Origin of the sequence: Ilumatobacter nonamiensis YM16-303, assembly GCF_000350145.1 — a bacterium.
Taxonomy (GTDB): Bacteria; Actinomycetota; Acidimicrobiia; order Acidimicrobiales; family Ilumatobacteraceae; genus Ilumatobacter_A; species Ilumatobacter_A nonamiensis.
In genome coordinates this window covers 1-18,547 of sequence record NZ_BAOL01000248.1, presented here as the reverse complement: position 1 = coordinate 18,547, position 18,547 = coordinate 1, and the positions used below count along the sequence as shown (strand labels likewise).

At 67.3% G+C, this 18,547-nt stretch carries 21 protein-coding genes; 7 read left to right on the top strand and 14 right to left on the bottom strand.

Translation table 11 applies throughout. The features are described from left to right. Nucleotides 1-25: 25 nt before the first annotated feature. On the bottom strand, nucleotides 26-349 hold the full coding sequence (locus tag ON45_RS18800) for a GroES family chaperonin (RefSeq protein ID WP_040495990.1): 324 nt from the start codon (nucleotides 347-349) through the stop codon (nucleotides 26-28). A gap of 88 nt (nucleotides 350-437) precedes the next feature. Here ON45_RS18800 and ON45_RS18795 point away from each other — a divergent pair, with 88 nt between their 5' ends. Then, nucleotides 438-2,234 carry a CHASE2 domain-containing protein gene (locus ON45_RS18795; protein ID WP_158412520.1) on the top strand — a complete coding sequence of 599 codons (1,797 nt, stop codon included), beginning with the start codon at nucleotides 438-440 and terminating at the stop codon, nucleotides 2,232-2,234. Nucleotides 2,235-2,239: 5 nt separating this feature from the next. Here the strand turns inward: ON45_RS18795 and ON45_RS18790 are convergent, their stop codons facing one another. The 8 genes from ON45_RS18790 to hisC form a co-directional block, all read right to left on the bottom strand. Next, nucleotides 2,240-3,205, bottom strand: coding sequence for an aldo/keto reductase (locus ON45_RS18790; RefSeq protein WP_040496016.1), 966 nt, complete (start codon nucleotides 3,203-3,205; stop codon nucleotides 2,240-2,242). 111 nt (nucleotides 3,206-3,316) lie between these two features. Beyond that, a complete protein-coding gene (locus ON45_RS18785; RefSeq protein WP_040496015.1) occupies nucleotides 3,317-4,033 on the bottom strand; it encodes a crotonase/enoyl-CoA hydratase family protein in 717 nt (238 codons plus the stop codon). Nucleotides 4,034-4,070: 37 nt separating this feature from the next. Then, nucleotides 4,071-5,450, bottom strand: coding sequence for a diguanylate cyclase domain-containing protein (locus ON45_RS21890; protein WP_148288773.1), 1,380 nt, complete (start codon nucleotides 5,448-5,450; stop codon nucleotides 4,071-4,073). A 78-nt stretch (nucleotides 5,451-5,528) separates the two neighbouring features. Then, nucleotides 5,529-6,293, bottom strand: coding sequence for an imidazole glycerol phosphate synthase subunit HisF (gene hisF / locus ON45_RS18775; protein ID WP_040495988.1), 765 nt, complete (start codon nucleotides 6,291-6,293; stop codon nucleotides 5,529-5,531). After that, complete coding sequence (locus ON45_RS18770) at nucleotides 6,290-7,015, bottom strand: 1-(5-phosphoribosyl)-5-[(5-phosphoribosylamino)methylideneamino]imidazole-4-carboxamide isomerase (RefSeq protein WP_040495986.1); 726 nt, start codon at nucleotides 7,013-7,015, stop codon at nucleotides 6,290-6,292. The genes hisF and ON45_RS18770 overlap by 4 nt, the downstream gene beginning before the upstream one ends. After that, nucleotides 7,015-7,653, bottom strand: a complete 639-nt coding sequence (gene hisH / locus ON45_RS18765) for an imidazole glycerol phosphate synthase subunit HisH (RefSeq protein WP_040495984.1) — start codon at nucleotides 7,651-7,653, stop codon at nucleotides 7,015-7,017. Before hisH ends, ON45_RS18770 begins: the two co-directional genes overlap by 1 nt. Then, entirely contained in the window at nucleotides 7,650-8,243 is a 594-nt protein-coding gene (hisB, locus tag ON45_RS18760) for an imidazoleglycerol-phosphate dehydratase HisB (RefSeq protein ID WP_040495982.1), read from the bottom strand. The genes hisH and hisB overlap by 4 nt, the downstream gene beginning before the upstream one ends. 10 nt (nucleotides 8,244-8,253) lie before the next feature. Beyond that, nucleotides 8,254-9,318, bottom strand: coding sequence for a histidinol-phosphate transaminase (hisC, locus tag ON45_RS18755; RefSeq protein ID WP_241432251.1), 1,065 nt, complete (start codon nucleotides 9,316-9,318; stop codon nucleotides 8,254-8,256). A gap of 77 nt (nucleotides 9,319-9,395) precedes the next feature. Here hisC and ON45_RS18750 point away from each other — a divergent pair, with 77 nt between their 5' ends. The 4 genes from ON45_RS18750 to rlmN all read left to right on the top strand — a co-directional run bounded on the left by ON45_RS18750 (nucleotide 9,396) and on the right by rlmN (nucleotide 13,532). Continuing rightward, nucleotides 9,396-9,599, top strand: a complete 204-nt coding sequence (locus ON45_RS18750; protein ID WP_040495978.1) for a hypothetical protein — start codon at nucleotides 9,396-9,398, stop codon at nucleotides 9,597-9,599. 29 nt (nucleotides 9,600-9,628) lie between these two features. Next, on the top strand, nucleotides 9,629-10,567 hold the full coding sequence (gene mshD / locus ON45_RS18745; protein WP_051063363.1) for a mycothiol synthase: 939 nt from the start codon (nucleotides 9,629-9,631) through the stop codon (nucleotides 10,565-10,567). Beyond that, nucleotides 10,567-12,393 (top strand): M3 family oligoendopeptidase, encoded by a 1,827-nt coding sequence (locus ON45_RS18740; protein ID WP_051063362.1) that lies wholly within the window; start codon nucleotides 10,567-10,569, stop codon nucleotides 12,391-12,393. Before mshD ends, ON45_RS18740 begins: the two co-directional genes overlap by 1 nt. Before the next feature lie 74 nt (nucleotides 12,394-12,467). Then, on the top strand, nucleotides 12,468-13,532 hold the full coding sequence (gene rlmN / locus ON45_RS18735) for a dual-specificity RNA methyltransferase RlmN (RefSeq protein ID WP_051063361.1): 1,065 nt from the start codon (nucleotides 12,468-12,470) through the stop codon (nucleotides 13,530-13,532). A 31-nt stretch (nucleotides 13,533-13,563) separates the two neighbouring features. On the opposite strand, the gene ON45_RS23705 is transcribed toward rlmN, so the two are convergent. From ON45_RS23705 to ON45_RS21885, 3 genes are all read right to left on the bottom strand, one after another. Continuing rightward, nucleotides 13,564-13,902 carry a DUF6285 domain-containing protein gene (locus ON45_RS23705; RefSeq protein WP_241432250.1) on the bottom strand — a complete coding sequence of 113 codons (339 nt, stop codon included), beginning with the start codon at nucleotides 13,900-13,902 and terminating at the stop codon, nucleotides 13,564-13,566. Further along, nucleotides 13,899-14,735 carry a phosphotransferase family protein gene (locus ON45_RS18725; protein ID WP_241432249.1) on the bottom strand — a complete coding sequence of 279 codons (837 nt, stop codon included), beginning with the start codon at nucleotides 14,733-14,735 and terminating at the stop codon, nucleotides 13,899-13,901. The genes ON45_RS23705 and ON45_RS18725 overlap by 4 nt, the downstream gene beginning before the upstream one ends. 137 nt (nucleotides 14,736-14,872) lie before the next feature. Continuing rightward, nucleotides 14,873-16,171, bottom strand: a complete 1,299-nt coding sequence (locus ON45_RS21885; protein WP_051063360.1) for a M23 family metallopeptidase — start codon at nucleotides 16,169-16,171, stop codon at nucleotides 14,873-14,875. A 58-nt stretch (nucleotides 16,172-16,229) separates the two neighbouring features. On the opposite strand from ON45_RS21885, the gene ON45_RS18715 reads away from it, so the two are divergent. Further along, on the top strand, nucleotides 16,230-17,051 hold the full coding sequence (locus ON45_RS18715; protein WP_051063368.1) for an ABC transporter ATP-binding protein: 822 nt from the start codon (nucleotides 16,230-16,232) through the stop codon (nucleotides 17,049-17,051). Nucleotides 17,052-17,055: 4 nt separating this feature from the next. On the opposite strand, the gene ON45_RS18710 is transcribed toward ON45_RS18715, so the two are convergent. Both ON45_RS18710 and ON45_RS18705 read right to left on the bottom strand, forming a co-directional pair. Continuing rightward, on the bottom strand, nucleotides 17,056-17,502 hold the full coding sequence (locus tag ON45_RS18710) for an SRPBCC family protein (protein WP_040495973.1): 447 nt from the start codon (nucleotides 17,500-17,502) through the stop codon (nucleotides 17,056-17,058). A gap of 3 nt (nucleotides 17,503-17,505) precedes the next feature. Continuing rightward, nucleotides 17,506-18,015, bottom strand: coding sequence for a hypothetical protein (locus ON45_RS18705; RefSeq protein ID WP_040495972.1), 510 nt, complete (start codon nucleotides 18,013-18,015; stop codon nucleotides 17,506-17,508). Nucleotides 18,016-18,151: 136 nt separating this feature from the next. Here ON45_RS18705 and ON45_RS18700 point away from each other — a divergent pair, with 136 nt between their 5' ends. Beyond that, a complete protein-coding gene (locus tag ON45_RS18700; RefSeq protein ID WP_206537735.1) occupies nucleotides 18,152-18,514 on the top strand; it encodes a WhiB family transcriptional regulator in 363 nt (120 codons plus the stop codon). Nucleotides 18,515-18,547: the final 33 nt, after the last annotated feature.

Sequence of the window (18,547 nt, the reverse complement as noted above, 5' to 3'; positions counted from 1 at the left end):
GACGGGTCGGACCCGCCATCTCAGGTCAGAGATAGAGGCCGGTGGAGGCTTCGATCCGCTCTGCCGCCACGGCGTGCAGCTCGCGGTCGCGCAACATGATGTAGTCATCGCCCTGGACTTCGACCTCGTAGCGATCGTCCGGGCTGAACAGCACCTTGTCGCCGACCTCGCACGAGCGGACGTTCGGACCCTTCGCGACGACGGTTGCCCAGACGAGGCGCTTGGCCATCTCGGCCGTGGCAGGAATCAGGATGCCGCCCGACGACTTGCGCTCACCGTCGTCGGACGTGCTCACGAGCACACGGTCGTTGAGCATCTTGATCGGCAACTTGTCATCGGGTCCGGACATCGCCGGGCAGGGTATCGGCGCTGTCATACCGCCCGCCGGCCGCAGACCGTCATGGTCCACGCGACCCGCCTTCGCTAGGTTCGCCCGGATGTCACCCGACCGACAGCGACGACGCGTGCTCCTGAAGGTCCTCGCTGCGGTGGCCGCGGTCGTCCTGTTCGCCCAGATCAGCGAGGTGTTCGAGGAGGCCGAACTCCCGACGATCGATGCGCGATTTCGGCTCCGGGGCTCGGAAGATCCACCGCCCGACCTGGTGGTCATCGGAATCGATGACGTCACGCTGCAGGAGATCGACGAGTCGTATCCGCTGCCGCTCGGACTCCACGCCCGAGCGATCGATGCTCTGACCGATGCCGGTGCCGTGGCGATCGTGCTCGACGTGACGACGAGCTCCGACGATCGAGATCCTGCGTTCCTGGCGTCGCTCGCCGACGCCCCGTCGGTGACCCTGTCCGCCGTGCGCTCCGAGTCCGACGGCACACCTGTGGTGCTCGGCGGAGCGGGAGCGCTCGAGATCCCTGGGGTGCGTGCCGCGAACGGTCGATTCGAACCCGACGACGACGGTGTGGTCCGCCGGTTCGATCACACGATGCACGGCGATGATGACGATGACGGCACGACCGGTGCGGCCGGTCTCGCCCAGCTCCCGACGCTGCCCGTCGTGGCGGTCGAACAGGTCACCGGCGAGGAACTCTCGAATGACGTGACCGGCAGCGAAGGCGCGACGATCGACCTTCCCGGTCCGACCGGCACGGTCGAGCAGGTCTCGTTCCTGTCGCTGGTCAACGGGACCGTTCCCCCGGAGCAGATCGCCGGGAAGATCGCGATCGTGGGTCCCACCGCGCAGGAACTCCAGGACACGGTGCAGACCTCGCTGAGCGAGAACACCAGCCGTGCGGAGCTGCATGCCGATGCGATCCAGACACTCAACGATGACGTCCCGCTCCGTACCCCACCGCCTGCCGTCCAACTGCTCCTCACCCTGCTCGCGTGCGTCGCTCCCCTCCTGGCGGCGCGCCAGGCCGCACTGCGCGGGGTCGTGCTGGTGTGCGCACTCGCGCTCGGCTGGTTGGTCGTCGCCCAGGTCGCGTTCAACCTCGGATCGATCCTGCCGGTGGTGGCGCCGATCGTCGGATTGATCGGTGCCGCTGCAGCGGCGATCGGCGTGAACTACGCATTCGAGGTCCGCGCTCGGCGACAGGTGCGCGAGGTCTTCGGTCGGTTCGTCCCTCCCGACGTGGTCCGTGACATCGTCGATGCGGATCCGAACGGTGACCTGCTCCGGGCCACGAGTCGCGAAGTGACCGTCTTGTTCAGCGACCTGCGTGGGTTCACGACGTTCTCGGAGCAGCGCGATCCCCAGGAGGTGGTCGGCATCCTCAACGACTACCTCGCGGTGGTGACCGACGTGCTCGTCGATGCCGATGCCGTGATCGACTACCTCGGCGACGGCGTGATGGCCGTGTTCGGGGTTCCCGCCGTCCAGTCCGACCACGCCTCCCGGGCGCTCGCGGCGGGCGTCGAGATTCTCGAAGCGACGGAGCGATTCGACCGGGAGATGACGGACCGACTCGACGGCGCCCACTTCCGCGTCGGAGTGGGGATCAATTCCGGGACGGTCACCGCCGGCAACCTCGGAACGGTCCGCCGATTGAAGTACACGGTGATCGGCGATGCGGTCAACACCGCCGCCCGCATCGAGGGGCTGACGAAGGACGCGCCCTACGACCTGCTCATGGCCGACGCAACGCGTGTCCTCCTGTCATCGGAGCCCGACGACCTCGTCGAGCACGCGACGCTCCCGATTCGTGGTCGCTCGAAGTCGGTTCGACTGTGGTCACTCAGCCGGGCAACATCGACGGCCGCCACACTCGGCAATGCCTGAAGTGCTCAGCGGCCGACGGCGGCTTCGATCTCTTCGCGGACGTCGTCGGTGATCGCGGGGATCACGTCGACGGCCTCGAAATTCTGGACGACCTGGGACACCTTCGACGCGCCGGTGATCACCGACGACACCATCTCGTGCTTGGTCGCCCAGGCGAGGGACAGTTGGGCCATCGAGCAGTCGAGCCGTTCGGCGATGGGACGGAGCTTCTCGACCCGTGCGATCGCTTCGCCGTCGGACAACCGGTCCTGCAGCCACTCGTAGCCGGACAACGCCCCACGGGAGTCGTCGGGGATGCCGTCCTTGTACTTGCCGGTCAACAGACCCGATGCGAGCGGGCTCCAGATCGTGTTGCCGTATCCGTAGTCGGCGGTGATCCGGGCGTACTCCCGCTCGACCTTCTTGCGTTCGAGCAGGTTGTACTGGCTCTGCTCGGTGACCGGAGCGTGGAGGTTGCGACGATCGGCGATCTCGATCGCAGCTCGGATCTCGTCGGCCGACCACTCACTGGTACCCCAGTACAGGGCTTTGCCGGCGTCGATGATGTCGCTCATCGCCCGCACCGTCTCCTCGATCGGCGTGTTCGGATCGGAACGGTGGCAGTAGAGCACGTCGACGAAGTCATGCTGGAAGCGTTCGAGCGAACCGTCGATCGACTCCATCAAGTACTTCCGGTTCAGCGTGTTGCGCATGTTCGGAACCTCGCCGTGGATGCCCCAGAACACCTTCGTGGTCAGCACGTACGACCAACGCGGCCAGCCGAGTTCGCGCAACGCGTGCCCCATGATCTCCTCGGACTTGCCACCGGCGTAGGCCTCGGCGTTGTCGAAGAAGTTGCAGCCGGCATCGCCCGCGGCGGCGATGCACTCGACGGCCGCAGCGTTGTCGATCTGAGCATCGAAGGTGACCCAACTGCCGAAGCTGAGCACGCTGACCTTCAGGCCGGTGCTTCCGAGTCGGCGGTATTCCATGTTCGGGTTGACGGTGGGTTGAGCCATGCCCGGAACGTAGCCGACCCGTTGCGTCCTCAAACTTCTCGGACGGGTCGCGAACGGGTCGCGAACGGACCCGAAACGAGCGGATCAGACCGTGGGTGTGGCGCCGGCCGAGCGATCGGCCGCGATCTGCGCCGCCATCGTGGAGACGACTTCGCCGCGCAGCTTCGCCACCGTGCCGCGGTAGGCACCCGGATGCAGCGCCGCGAACTCGGCAGCGCGGGCCACGGCCACGTCGAGCACCTGGTCGGCGGGAGCCACCTCGTCGAGATAGCCGACATCGACCGCATCGGCCGCGTTGGTGATCCGCGCGGTGGCGACCGATCGCTGCACGTGACGGTTGCTCAACCGTGCGAGGGAGATGGTGAACGCCCAGTCGGGCAGCACCATTCCGATGGCGACTTCGTTGAGTCCGATCTTGCAGTCGATGTCGGCGCCGACCCGAACGTCGCAACCGAGCAGCACGAGCGCGCCGGCCGCGAGTGCGTGGCCGGTACACGCGGCAACGACGGGCACGCTCGCGTCGTACAGCCGTCGCACGAGCTCGCCGCCGTCGGAGACGAGGTCCGACATCGCCGCGAGATCGCCGGATCGCATGACGTTCAGATCGAAGCCCGCACTGAACTTGCCTTCGCGCCCATGAACCACGAACGAGGTGACCGAATCGTCACTCTCGGCTTCGTCGAGCGCCGCCAGTACCGAAGCGATGATGTCCTTGGACAACGCGTTGGCCTTGCCGTCGTCGATGTGGCACAGGAGCACGCCGCCGTCGAGTCGTTCCGTCGAAACCGCCTGAGTGGACATGATCGAACGGTATTCGACGGCCGCTCGGCCCACCGCATCACCCGGCGGCGAACGAGATCGAGTCGCCGGCGCGCTTTGCCGCGTACATCGCCTGATCGGCGGCATCCACCAGCCGATGCGAGGTCTGTTGTCGCAACGCGTCACCGCGATGGTAGGAGATGCCCGCGCTCGCGGACACGCGAACTGCCTCGCCGCTACGGAGTTGAACCGGTTCGCCCACACGTTCGGTCAGATCCTGCGCAAGGCCGGCAAGGGCATCAACGCTCTCCGCACCGCAGGCGAGGGCGAACTCGTCGCCCCCGAGCCGGGCCAGGATCGACCCCGCAGGCGCCATCTCCGAGAGTCGATGGGCGATCTCGACCAGCACCCGGTCTCCCGCACCGTGTCCGAGCGCATCGTTGATCGGTTTGAACCCGTCGAGATCGACATAGACGACACCGATTCCGGCACCAGCGTCGGTGTCCACATCGGCGATGAAGCCGTTCAGCCGGTCGTGGAATGCCGCCCGATTCAGCAGCCCGGTGAGCGAGTCGTGCGCCGCCGCATACGTCTGCGCGGCGTCGGCCCGAGCGCCGTCGATGATCATGCCGACCAGCGTGCCGAGGCGCGCCATCATCATCCGGCGCGTCTCGTCGACGTCGGTGTGCTCCTCGCGCCTCCAGGCCAGCGCCCACGCTGACCGGAGTGGGTCGTCGTTGTGCGCCGACGGCCAGATCCACAAGGTCTGGTATCCGCGATCGGTCGCCGGACATCGCAGCCGGTCGGGCAGATCGGCCACCTTGTGGACCCGTCCCTCCGCCGATCCGAGGAGCGGAGCCCAGATGTCCACCAGTTCGGTGTCGCACCCGACTTCGGGCCCGCGCAGGTCCGAGGGGAGCTCCGCTGCTGCGACGATCCCCGAGACGCGGCCGCCGTCGGGGTCGTAGAGCAGCGAGGCGGGAGCCCCGATCGTCTCGGCTCCTGCGACGCGGACGAGGAGGCCCAACGTGTGCTCGGCGGGCTCACCGGACGCCATCGCGTGCAGCACCTGGTCGAGCAACCAGCGCTCGTCCCACGTGCGCACGTACACCACCATCCCGCCGACGAGTTCGTCGTGGAGCTGCACGTTCGCCGTGACCTCGACGATGGTCTTGGTTCCGTCCTCGGCGATCGCTCGAAAGAGCATCGGTTGGCGGAGGCCCTTCCCACCGAGCGCGGACACGACGGAGTCGAACGCCAGCGGGTTCCAGTCGGGGTCGATGTACTCGAGCACCGAGCGTCCGATCGCATGTTCGAAGGAGAACCCGAAGAGGTCGACCGCGGTCGAGTTCGTCCACTGGATCTTCAGATCCTCATCGATCACCATCACCGCGGCCGGCGCGGCGTCGAGGACCCGTAGCAGGTACTCCGCATCGCGCTCCCGGCCCGCAAATGTCACGACGTGCAGCGTAGAACGCCGAATGTGAACCGACCCAGGTGACAGGTGGCCGCACCCGGGCTCACCACCGCGACGGAGTCAGGCCGGGCGGACGTCGATCCCGGCCGCGGTCATCACGTGCTTGGCCTCGGCGATCGTGTGCTCACGGAAGTGAAAGATCGACGCTGCGAGAACCCCGTCCGCTCCCCCATCCCGGACTCCTGCGGCGAGATGGTCGAGCACGCCGACCCCTCCGCTGGCGATCACCGGCACGTTGACCGCGTCGGTGATCGTCCGGGTCAGGTCGAGGTCGAAACCCTCGCGGGTGCCGTCTCGGTCCATCGAGGTCACCAGCAGCTCGCCGGCTCCGAGGTCGACGGCTCGCCGCGCCCACTCGACCGCGTCGATCCCCGTGGGGGTCCGACCGCCGTGGAGGAAGACCTCCCAGCCGGGCTCACCGGTCCGTCGCTTCGCGTCGATCGCGCACACCACGCACTGGTTGCCGAACACCTCCGCGATCTCGGCGATCAATTCAGGACGCTCGACCGCGGCCGTATTGACGCTGACCTTGTCGGCCCCCGCCTGCAGCATGGTCCGAGCGTCTTCCAGCGTGCGGATCCCGCCGCCGACGGTGAACGGGATGTACACCTGCTCGGCCACGGAACGGACCATGTCGACGGTGGTCTGGCGGTTGTCGCTCGACGCCGTGATGTCGAGGAACACGAGCTCGTCGGCACCCTCCAGGTCGTAGCGCGCGGCCAGCTCGACCGGATCACCGGCGTCACGCAGGTCGACGAAGTTGGTGCCTTTGACGACACGGCCCGCCGTGACGTCGAGACACGGGATCACCCGTGCGGTCCTCACGATGTCGACTCCCGCAGTCGAGCGATCGCGTCGGCGACGGTGAACCGACCCTCGTAGATCGCCTTGCCGGTGATGATCCCGCCGAGGCCGTCGATCGTCGCGAGCCGGGCGATGTCGTCGAGGTCGGCCACGCCGCCGCTGGCAATCACCGGAGCACCGGCGATCTCCGCCGAGCGGGTGAGGCCGTCGACGTCCGGGCCGTCGAGCATCCCGTCACGGCTGATGTCGGTGACGACGAAGACCTCCGCGGCCGGAAACAATGCGTAGGCGTCGTCGAGCCGGAGGCCACTGCCCTCGGTCCATCCGTGCACGGCGACTTCGCCGTCGCGATGATCGAGACCGACCGCGACGGGCACGATCTCCGACGCCGCCGCGACCAGCCACGGATCCGCGACCGCAGCGGAACCCATCACGACGCGTGCCACCCCGGCGCGAGCCAGCTCACGCGCGTCATCGACGGCGCGCACTCCTCCGCCGGTCTGCACACTTGCCCGATCGCGCAGAGCTTCGGCGACCGACTCGATGATCGGGCGGTTCACCGGGCTGCCGGACTTCGCGGCGTCGAGATCGACGATGTGGATCCAGGTGGCCCCGGCGTCGACGAACGACTGTGCCACGGCGACCGGATCCTCGCCGTAGATCGTCTCGTCGGAGTAGTCCCCCTGCCGAAGGCGCACGACGTGTCCGCCGCGCAGGTCGATGGCGGGATACAGGTCGATCATCAATTCTCTCCTGCGCAGGTCCGGACGAAGTTCGCGAGCAGCGCGAGTCCCGGTCGACTCGACTTCTCGGGGTGGAACTGAGCGGCGAAGACGTTGTCGAGTCGGAACGCGGCGTTGATCGTGGTGCCGTACTCGACCGTGGCCGCGACCACGCCTGGATCATCGGGAACGCCGTGGAGCGAGTGCACGAAGTACACCCAGGCGTCGTCACCCAGCCCGGCCAGCATCGGGTCGTCCGGCAGACGGATGTCGAGACGGTTCCACTGCATCTGCGGGATCTTCGGGCCGGCAGGAATCCACTGCACCACGCCGGGGATCAGGCCGAGTCCCGTCGAGTCGGAACTCTCCTCGGACTTCGTGAAGAGCATCTGCATGCCCACACAGATTCCGAGGAACGGTCGGCCCGACGCGGCCGCGTCCTGCGCGGGCTCCTCCAATCCGGCCGTGCGGAGCGCGTCCATACACGCGCCGAATGCACCGACACCGGGGAGCACGACGCCCGCCGCGTCCGCGATCAGGCCGGCGTCACGGGTGAGTCGCGCATCGGCCCCACCCTTCTCGAGTGCCTTCTGTGCCGAGTGGAGGTTGCCGATGCCGTAGTCGAGGACCGCGATGAGCGGGGCGTCGCCCGCGGTCACAACACGCCCTTGGTCGACGGCACGCCCGCCGCATCCTCGACGCGCACGGCGTCACGCAGCGAACGCGCGAGGCCCTTGAACGTCGCCTCGATGACGTGGTGGGTGTTGCGACCGCGGACCAACTCGACGTGCAGCGTGATCCCGGCCGACGTGGCGAACGAGGACACGATGTGCTCGGCGAGTTGCGGATCGAACGCGGGGTTGCCGAGCGGCAACGACTCGGGCATCTCGACGTGCCACTCGACGTGCGGTCGGCCGGAGAGGTCGAGTGCGACATCGATCAGCGCCTCGTCGAGTGGGTATCGGCCACTGGCGAATCGACGCACTCCCGCCTTGTCGCCGAGCGCTTCGGCGAACACTTCGCCGAGCGTGATCGCCACGTCCTCGACGGTGTGGTGCGTGTCGATCTCGAGGTCGCCGACCGCCTTCACGGTCAGGTCGAACCCGCCGTGACGGCCGAGCTGATCGAGCATGTGGTCGTAGAACGGGATCCCGGTCGAGATGTCGGTCGCGCCGGAGCCGTCGAGGTCGATCGAGATCTCGATCGACGTCTCCTTCGTCTGGCGGCTTCGGGAGGCTGAGCGGGTCATGCGGGGTCCTTCACGTGTCGTCGTTCACGATGGCGGTGAGAGCAGAGAGGAAGCGGGTGTTCTCGTCGGGCGTGCCCACCGTGACGCGTAGGCAGTTGTCGAGTCGCGGCCAGCTCGAGCAGTCGCGAACCAGCACGCTGCGGTCGACCAGTTGCTGCCAGACCGTTCGTCCGTCCACGTCGCGCGGTCGGAACAGGATGAAGTTCGCTCCGGAGTCGAACACGTCGATCGGGAGCGCGCTCAGCGCGTCGCTGATGCGGTCCCGTTCGGACACCAGCGTCGCGACGCGTTCGTTCATCTCGGTGCTGAAGCGGAGCGCGATCCGCCCGGCGAGTTGCTTCACCACGTCGAGGTGATACGGCAGCACCACCTTGTCGAGTTCCGACACGAGCCACGTCGGCCCGACCAGGTATCCGAGACGCGCCCCCGCCATCGACCACGTCTTCGAGAACGTTCGAGTCACCACCAGCGGCCGTGAGTCGTCGACGAGGTCGAGCGCGGTCCAATCGGAGAACTGGGCATAGGCCTCGTCGACCACGACCAGTCCCGGCGCCGATGCGAGCAGTTGCTCCACCCGTTCACGTGGTTCGACGAGTCCGGTCGGATTGTTGGGGGAGGTGAGGAAGACCACGTCGGGTGCCGCACCGGCGAGTACCCGCTCGACCTCGGCGGGATCGAGCGTGAAGTCGGCACCACGTTCACCCTCCACCACGGACGCTCCGGTGACCCGGGCGATCTGGGCGTGCATCTGATACGTCGGCTCGAACGTGGCGACGGTGCGACCCGGACCGGCGTACGCCAGCAACACGGTCTGCAGGACCTCGTTCGAACCGTTCGCCACGAACACCTGCGTCGGATCGACGCCGTGCAGGTCGGCGATGTCGGCGCGCAACGCATGTGCGGAGCGATCGGGATAGCGGTTCCAGTCGACGCGGCTCAACTCGCTCGCCAGCGCATCGCGAAAGCCGTCCGGCGGCGGAAACGGCGACTCGTTGGTGTTCAGCCGCACGTCGACCTCGACCTGCGCCGAGTGGTACCCGTCCAGCGCACGGAGGTCGTCACGAACCGGGATCACGGCGCCCGATGCTACCGATGGCACCGTCGTCGGACCTCGGCGGTTCCGCTGCTGTTCCGCCGCTACCGTCGGGACACATGGCCGGATCGACTCAATCCACCGCGACCGAGCTCGCCACCATCGCCGACAACGTCGAGCAGTACCGAGCCCGGGTGGCCGCGCTCGCCGAAGCCCACATCGGCACCGACCGCGACGACTTCGTCAGCGCGATCCACGAGGCCGAGCGCCAGATCCGCGTGGCCGAGCGTGGGCTGCGTCGAGCGATCCGGACTGCGGGCTGACCCCGAACGATGAGCGGTACCGTGCTCTCGTGACCCAGCTCGAAGTCAAGCGCACGATGCGTGGCGCCGAGATCGCCGAGGTGACCGCCCTGCTCGATACGGCAGCGGCGGCCGACGGCCGTCCCGCGTTGTCCGACCATCTCGAACTCGACCTGCGGAGCGGCGGATCGAGTGATTTCGCCGGTTTCGTGGTCCGCTCTCCCGAGCTGGACCTTCCCGCCGCGTACGCCCAACTGTCGGCCGGCAACGACAACCGCTCGTTCGAGATGGTGGTGCATCCGGAACAACGCGATCACACCGCGACAATCGGCTCCGAGCTGTTGGAGGCCGCCCTCGACGTCGTCGGCGCCGAGGGCGGGGGTGCGGTCAACTGGTGGATCCACGAACCGACGCCGGTCGATCGAGAGCTCGCTGACGCCGCCGGGATGACGCAGGATCGCACGCTGTTCCAGATGCGTCGACCGTTGCCGACCGAGCGCCACGCCACGATCCCCACCAGGGCGTTCGTTCCCGGACACGACGACGAGGCGTGGATCGCCGTCAACAACCGGGCCTTCGCCGGCCACGCCGAGCAGGGCGGCTGGACACTCGACACCCTCCGGAAGCGACAGCAGGAGGAATGGTTCGACCCGGAAGGGTTCCGGATTCATGAACGTGACGATCGGATCGCCGGCTTCTGTTGGACGAAGGTCCATCACGATGCACCGGACGGCATCCTCGGAGAGATCTACGTGATCGCCGTCGATCCCGACTTCCACGGGAAGGGTCTGGGCTCGGAGATGACACTGGCCGGCCTCGATCACCTCGCTGCGCAGGGCATCACCACGGCGCTGCTGTACGTCGATGCGGCGAACGAGGGAGCCGTCGGGATGTATCGTCACCTCGGCTTCGAGGTCCATTCGACGAACGCAGCGTTCGTCATCGAAGTCGGGGATCGTCCCGATCACGAAGGATTGGAGGGTTGCTGATGTTGCCGACCTGGAGCGTCGATGACGTCCACGAGGGCTTCGACGCCCGGTCGTACATGGCTGCCAAGGAGCGGTCCGGAGCCGACATCGATCGCCTGATCGAGCTGTTCGACCAACACGACGTCCGTGCCACCGAGCATCGCGATGCCACGGTCGAGGACGGTGCGACCGCCGACGTCGTGATCACCGAGTACAACCGGGTCGCCGCCGATCTCGACGTGCTGGGAGCGTTCGTGTACGCGTCCGTGGCAACCGATTCGCGCAACGCCGATGCGCAGGCCGAGATGAGCGAACTCGAGCCGGCGCAATCACGGCTGCGTCCGCTGCTCGCCCGCCTCGCCGACTGGGTCGGGTCGTTCGACCTCGCAGACCTCGTCGCCGTGAGCAGCGAGGCTGCCGATCACCTCGGACCGCTGAGCCGTTTGGCCGAGCGCGCCGACCATCAGATGTCGGAACGGGAAGAGCACCTGTTCGCAGAGTTGTCGACCACCGGCGCCGGAGCGTGGGGGCGTCTGCAGCGCGAGATCACCTCACAACTGTCGGGCGATGTGGCCCTGCCCACCGGGCGTGAAACGCTTCCCATCAACACCATCCGCGGTCTCGCGACCGATGCCGATCCGGGCACCCGTCGCGCCGCCTACGACGCCGAGTTGCGCGCGTGGCCGACCATCGAGGTTCCGGTCGCGGCGGCGATGAACGCGATCAAGGGCGAAGCGAACATCGTCAATCGACGACGCAACTGGGACTCGCCCCTCGAGGCGTCACTGTTCGCCAACAGCGTCAGCAGGACCACGTTCGACGCCATGCAACGGGCGATCTCGGCGGCACTCCCCGACCTCCGTCGTTGGATGCGCGCCAAGGCGCGACTGCACGGACACGACGGTGCACTCCCGTGGTGGGACCTCGTCGCGCCCGCACCCGTGAGCGCGGGTTCGGTGTCCTGGGACGAGGGACTCGACGTCGTGCGCACCGCGTTCGGCGGGTTCAGTCCGGCATTGGGAGGACTGGTCAACCGGGCGATCGACGAGCAGTGGATCGACGCCGAACCACGGGACGGCAAGACCGGCGGAGCGTTCTGCATGCCGTTCGTCGACGACCGTTCACTCGTGTTGTTGAACTGGTCGGGATCGGCCGAGGCGACGCAGACCACCGCCCACGAACTCGGGCACGCGTACCACAACACGACGCTCGCCGGCCGAACGTCCCTGCAGCGGCGCATCCCGATGGCGCTCGCCGAGACCGCCTCGATCTTCTGTGAAACCCTGGTCGTCGAAGCAGGTCTCGCTCGTCTCGACGGTCCGGAACACGCTGCGGAGCGACTCGCGCTGCTCGACGTCGACCTGCAGGGATCGAATCAGGTCGTGGTCGACATCCGATCGCGGTTCACGTTCGAGACCGAGGTCTTCGCCCGGCGGCAGCGTCGGACGCTCGGGGCAGCCGAACTCTGCGAGATGATGACCGCGGCCCAGGCCGACGCATACGGCGACGGCCTCGACCAGAGCACGGCGCATCCGTACATGTGGTTGCTCAAGCCGCACTACTACAGCGCGCACTTCTACAACTGGCCCTACACCTACGGGTTGCTGTTCGGCCTCGGGTTGTTCGCCCAGTACCAGGCCGACCCCGAGCAGTTCCGTGTCGGGTACGACACGCTGCTCTCCCGTGCCGGAATGGACACCGCGGAGGAACTCGGTGCCGCATTCGGGATCGACGTGACCGACGAGGCGTTCTGGACCGCCAGCCTCGACGTCATCGGCACGCGCATCGACGACTACATCGCGCTCGCCGAGTCGGCCCCACCCGCCGCACCACCACAGGCGACGTAGCCGTTCGCCGACGCGCCGTCGCCTCCTTGCAACGACCGATCTGCCTCACGGCCGTCCCGGGATAGCGTCGGAGCGTGGCTGTTGCTCCTGCTCCGACGCGATACGACCTGACGCGCGACGAGTTCGGCACGCTGCTCGACGGCGAACCCCGGTATCGGCTCGACCAGGTCTGGAGCGGCCTGTACGACCAACTCGCCGACCCCGCCGACATCACGAATCTCCCCAAGAAGTTGCGGGCACGACTCGACGCCGAGCTTCCACTGGCCCTCGAACTGGTGACCCAGTCGGTGAGCGACAGTGGCGACACGGTCAAGTTCCTGTGGGAACTCGACGGCGGCAGCCGCGTCGAGACGGTCCTGATGCTGTACCCCGATCGCGCCACGGTGTGCGTGAGCAGCCAGGCCGGATGCGCGATGGCGTGCGGATTCTGCGCGACCGGCCAGGCGGGGTTCACCCGTCACCTCACGACCGGAGAGATCGTCGAGCAGGTCGTGCGCGCCGCACAGGTCGCCCAGGAGGGCGCCCGGCGCGTGAGCAACATCGTGTTCATGGGGATGGGAGAACCGATGGCCAATCTCGATCGTGTCTGGGCCGCGACCGAACGGATCCACGGCGACATCGGGCTGTCCGCCCGCCACATCACCATCTCGACCGTCGGGATCCTGCCCGGGATCCGGGCGATGAAGGACCTGCCGCTTCCGGTCAACCTCGCGGTGTCGTTGCATGCCGCGAACGACGAGCTGCGCAACGAGCTGGTTCCGATCAACAAGCGGTATCCGATCGACGATCTGCTCGACGCCTGCGCGGAGTACCTCGAGGTCAAGAACCGACGGGTCAGCTTCGAGTGGGCGATGATCGATGGCGTCAACGACCGCGAGTCCGACGCAGAGGAACTCGCCGAGCTGTGTTGGAAGCTGCGCCCCAGTGCCCATGTCAATCTGATCCCGCTCAATCCCACCCCCGGCTACCCGACCAAGGGCACACCGCTGAAGCGCGTCCACGAGTTCCGCGATCGGCTGGAAGCACTCGGAGCGAATGCGACGGTGCGACGAAACCGCGGGACCGACATCGACGCCGCTTGCGGCCAGCTCGCCGCCGGCCAGGCCGTGAAAGTCACGCCCAAGCCCACCTCGTCCTGACCTCGGCGCCCGGGCGTTCCGGCGGAACCGGCTAGCTCACGTACTTCGGGTTGGCGACTGCCAATCGTGCGGCGACGTCGGCGCGAACGACGTCGCGGACTTCGTCGAGCCGATCATCCAGGTCGCCGTTTCGGATCGCAGCAGCGAGTTGAGCGTCGTCGTCCATCCCCAGCGTGGCAAGCCGCGCCTTGTGCTCTTCCTCCTGCTCGGCTCCCATTGCGAGTTCGCGTTCGACCGTCGCGAGCACGTTCGCCGCGACGCGGGCGTGGAAGCGCAACCGCCCCTCGGTGGCGGCCATCACGTCGCGCTCGAGCCATTCACGGACCGACTCGATGAGTTCTGCCGAGGTGGGTGATCCGTGCAGGCTCACCAGCGTCCCTCCAGCGCGAGGAACAGGTCGTGTTCGCTTTCACACACACGACGGCCGATCGCCGCGAGTTCGTGGCTCCGGACCGAACCCGTGAGATGGACACTCGCTTGAAGACTGCACATGACCGCCCACTTCCACGTTCCCATGACCTCCCACCAGCGCACGACGTCCGGATCGACGCGAACGCCCGCCGCAGCCTCGTACGCCTCGAACAGTTGCTCGTACTCGCCGAGTCCACCCACGGGCGGCGGTTGCCCGAATCTCCAGGCCTTCACGCACAACCAGCCGAGATCTTCCATGGGGTCTCCGAGGTGCGCGAGCTCCCAGTCGATGACCGCGCTCAGACCGTTGCGGTCGACGATCAGGTTGCCGAGGCGGAAGTCGCCGTGGACGACGACCGGATCGACCGGTGGCGGACGGTGATCGATCAGCCATCGGCGCACCAACTCCAGCATCGGCTGCGGCCCCCCGGCACCACTCTCGACGAGCTCGTCCATCACCGTGGTGTAGTGCTCGATCTGGTCGACGGACTCGAGCCCGGTGACGGGTTCGATGCGATGCACTGCGGCGAGCGCAGTGCCCAACTGTGCGGGGATGACCGCACGGGCCTCTGCATATTCGTCATCGCGCTGGATCTTCCGGGCGATGGTCTCGCCGTCGATCGCTTCGACGACCATGAAGCAGGATCCGTCGTCATTCTGCTCGGCGGCGAGAAGATTCGGTACCGGGACGCCGGCCTCTCCGGCCGCAGCGACGACCCGTGCTTCGATCATCATGTCGCGCACGTCGCCCGCTCGCTGACGTTGGACGACGAGTGGTCGACCGTCGGCCACGAACCGCGACGTTTCACGCGATGCGCCCCCCGACAACCGGGTCAAACCGGAGATCTCGGCTCCGCCCAGGGACGTCGAGAGAGTGTTCGCGAATTCGGTATCGAGTGCGGCGACCGCCATGAGCCGAGCCTGCCAGATCAGCAGCCCGCGGCGCGAACGGTGGGATACGGATTGACCGCCTGGCCGCCACCGGGATGAACCTGGAAGTGGAGATGGTTCGTCCCGTTCGCATTGCCCGTGGCGCCGTTGTAGCCGATCAACTCACCCTTGGAGACGTTCCGGCTACTTCCCTCGTAGCCACTCAGGTGGGCATAGAAGTACCGATTTCCGTTGTCGCCGACGAGCGAAACCGAGTTGCCGCCCAGACTCGTCGACTTGAACGTCGCGTGACCGCTGGTGACGGCATAGATCGGCAGGCCGTGCGGTGCGATCAGGTCGACGCCTTCATGACTCCGACCACCCGAACGCGGCGCGCCCCAGGTGTCGCTGTACGCCGAGCCCGGCATCGGACACGCCAGGCCGCCGCCCGACGGCGGTGCGGGCGCAGGTTCCGGCTCGGGAGCTGGAGCAGGTGCCGGAGCCGTTTCGGGAGCACTCGGCGTGGCCGCGCTGTCCTGTGCGTTCTCGCTGGCCGGAGCGGTCGTCGAATCGGTCTCGTCGGAACCCCCCGCCGTGGTCGCGGCTGCGGTTGCCGCAGGGTCCGGTGCAGCCTGGGCGGCCGCTGCTTCGGCTTCGGCCTCGGCCTGCTGTTGTGCGGCGATCGCCTCCTGCTCGGCGGCCTCGGCAGCGAGCTGTTCGGCGAGCTGAGCCTCGAGGGCCCGACGCACCGCCTCGTCTTCGAGCCGCTGTGCCTCGACCTCTTGGAGACGTTCGACCTCGGCCAGCGCCGCCTCTTCGAGTCGCTCGTGCTCCTCACGCTGGGCTTCGACCTCAGCTTGACGGTCAGCGACCTCGTCCTGCTTCTCGCCCAGAGCGGTCGCTGCAGCATCGTATTCGTCGAGGGTGTCAGCACCGGTGTTGGTCAGAATGTCGGTGAACACCTGCGCTTGGATCTGATCCTGAGGTCCAGACACGCCGGTGAGCAGTGGGATCCCGGTGGTGCCACTCGACACGAATCGTTCCAGCGCCAGAGCTTCCACGTCGCTCTGCAGGGCATCGACGTCCTCCTGGAGTTCCGACTCTTCTTCCTGGAGGTCTTCGAGGTCGATCTCGAGGCCGTCCAGCGTCGACTCTGCCTCGAAGAACGCATCGGCGGCGGCGTTTGCCTGGTCACGCGCCTCCTGGATCTCCCGCGCCGCCTGCTCGGCCGGGGTCTCACTCTGGGCCGACGCAGCGCTGGGCAACACGCCGGCTGCGGTGAGTGCCACGAGCACGACCGCGCCGAGACGGCGGCGTCGTGCGCGCGTGGGCACCAGTTGTCCGTCCGGTTCGAGCATCGGAGGAACTCTATCGGTCATTGCAATTGCGTTACGTTCATCCGTGAACAGTTTCTCGATGCCATCCGACACTGGTTCGCTCGAGGCCGTGTCGACCACTCCAACGCTCAGCGTCGAGAACATCGTGCTCCGACGCGACGGGGTGACCATCCTCGACGACGTCACGTTACGAATCGAGCGCGACCAGCGTTGGGTGATCGTCGGGGCGAACGGGTGCGGAAAGACGTCGCTCATGCGCGTCATGGCGATGTACGACCACCCGAGCAGCGGAACGGTGGACGTTCTCGGGGAACGACTGGGCCGCACCGACGTGCGCGAGCTTCGGCGACGAATCGGGTACATGTCCGCAGCGCTGGGCGACCAACTCCGGCCCGACCTGCTCGGACACGACATCGTGCGCACGGCGCTCCACGGTGCGCTCGAGCCGTGGTGGCACCGCTACACCGAAGCCGACGATCGTCGCGCCGACGAATGCCTCGTCGAACTCGGTGTGAGCCACCTCCGTGCCCGGCGATTCGCCACCATGTCGTCCGGCGAGCGCCAGCGAGTGCTCCTCGCCCGCACACTGATGAACGATCCGGCCGTGATCCTGCTCGACGAACCGTCGGCGCGGCTGGACCTCGGCGGTCGCGAGCAGCTGGTGACCACGCTCTCGGAACTCGCCACGAATCCGACCGCACCTCCGATCGCGATGGTCACCCACCACGTCGACGAGATTCCCGCCGGGATCACGCATGCCGCGATCATGAAGGCCGGTCGGATCATCTCCAGCGGCCCGATCGACGAGACGCTCACGAGCGAGTCGCTGAGTGCGTGCTTCGATCTGGCGCTGCACCTCGAACGTCGTCACGACGGGCGGCTCAGCGCATGGGGTGTCTGAGCGGTCAGACGACCAGTTCGAGGAGTGCGTCACTCCCCCGACGAACCTGATCATCGAGAACACGCTCGAGGGCAGGGCCCGCCCAGAGTGACCCGCCATAGGTGAGCGTCATGCGCAGGGTCGTCTGTTCCGCGGGGGAATCGACCGGCGTGAGCTCGGCGCGGAGCACCCACGGCGAGTGGTGCCGTTCGTCATCTTCGCTGCGCTCGAACACGGCCAAGGAGTCGGGCTGATACTCGGTGCGGCGCATTCGGAGCCGCTTCGAACGGGCGAACGGGCCGACCTTCGCGCGCAGCTCGACCGACCAGACCGGGTCGTCGTCCGCCGCCACCGACAGTCGCTCGACGTCGTGGACCAGCGGCATCCACGCCGGGTACGCATCGAGGTCGCCGACGTACTCGAAGAGCTCGGATGAACTGACGGGCGCGAGCAGCTCGCGAACGATCCGCACCCGTCAATCCGGTCGGTCCGCGCCGCGGAACGCCCGTGACAGGAGAGGACTGCTGGCGGACAGCAGCCCGTCGAGATCATCGGCGGCATCGAACCGAGGGGACCACTGTTCCGGAGTGTCGACGTCGTCCGTGGCGTCGCTCTCGCCGGCGGCGGTGATCGTCGTCGCCGTTGTGTCGACGGCGGGCTGCTCGGCAACACCGAGACCACCGAGTTCGAGTTGTTGCGTGTCGTCGCCGGCCCCGACTCCTCGCGTGCGCCGGCTCGTCGCCGGCCGTGGTAGTTCGGCAACCGTGGGTGGCCGGAACAGGTGGAGGTCGGGATCGCGGAGATCATCGAGGGTCCAGCCGCGAGGGACGATCATCGAATCGCCGTGTCGCTGGCAGAGCACGCCGCCCGCGTGGTCGGTCGAATCGCGCAGTTCGTCGAGCCAGAACACCAGGTCCTCGGTGCGCATCCCGTACGCGAGCGCAGCGTTCTCCGAACACCCCGGTCGTTCGCAGAGCTTCGCCATCGGTACTCACCGTAGTTCGGAGAGTGACCGCAGTGGGTGAGGATGCGGCGATTCGACACCGCCGCGTGAGCGTTGAGTAACCGAACCGGCCCAATGAGCAACGACCCTTTCGCGCTTCATCCGTACCGTCGTTCACGTGCTCACCGAACCTCGCCCTCACACGAGCGCCGAACCCATCGAAACGATCACGGCGTCAGCGTTTCATCCGCTGACAGGCCGCGCTCGTTGTTCCGACGGCGCCGGCACACTCGCCCACCTCTTCTTCTCCGACGACGACCTCGACGTCGCCCGTGCGAAGGCGATCTGCCGGACCTGCCCGATCAGCGCGGCGTGTCTCGACGGCGCATTGCAACGCAACGAGGCGTACGGCGTCTGGGGCGGCGTGCTGTTGATCGACGGCGAACCGGCCCGCTTCGCCCGCCGACGCGGTCGTCCGCCCACTCACCGCATCGAAACCGTCGCCGAGGAAGTCCCCATTCCCGCCCACCTCGTCGCATGACCCCGTTCTCGTGATCTGTTCCGGCGCTCCGTG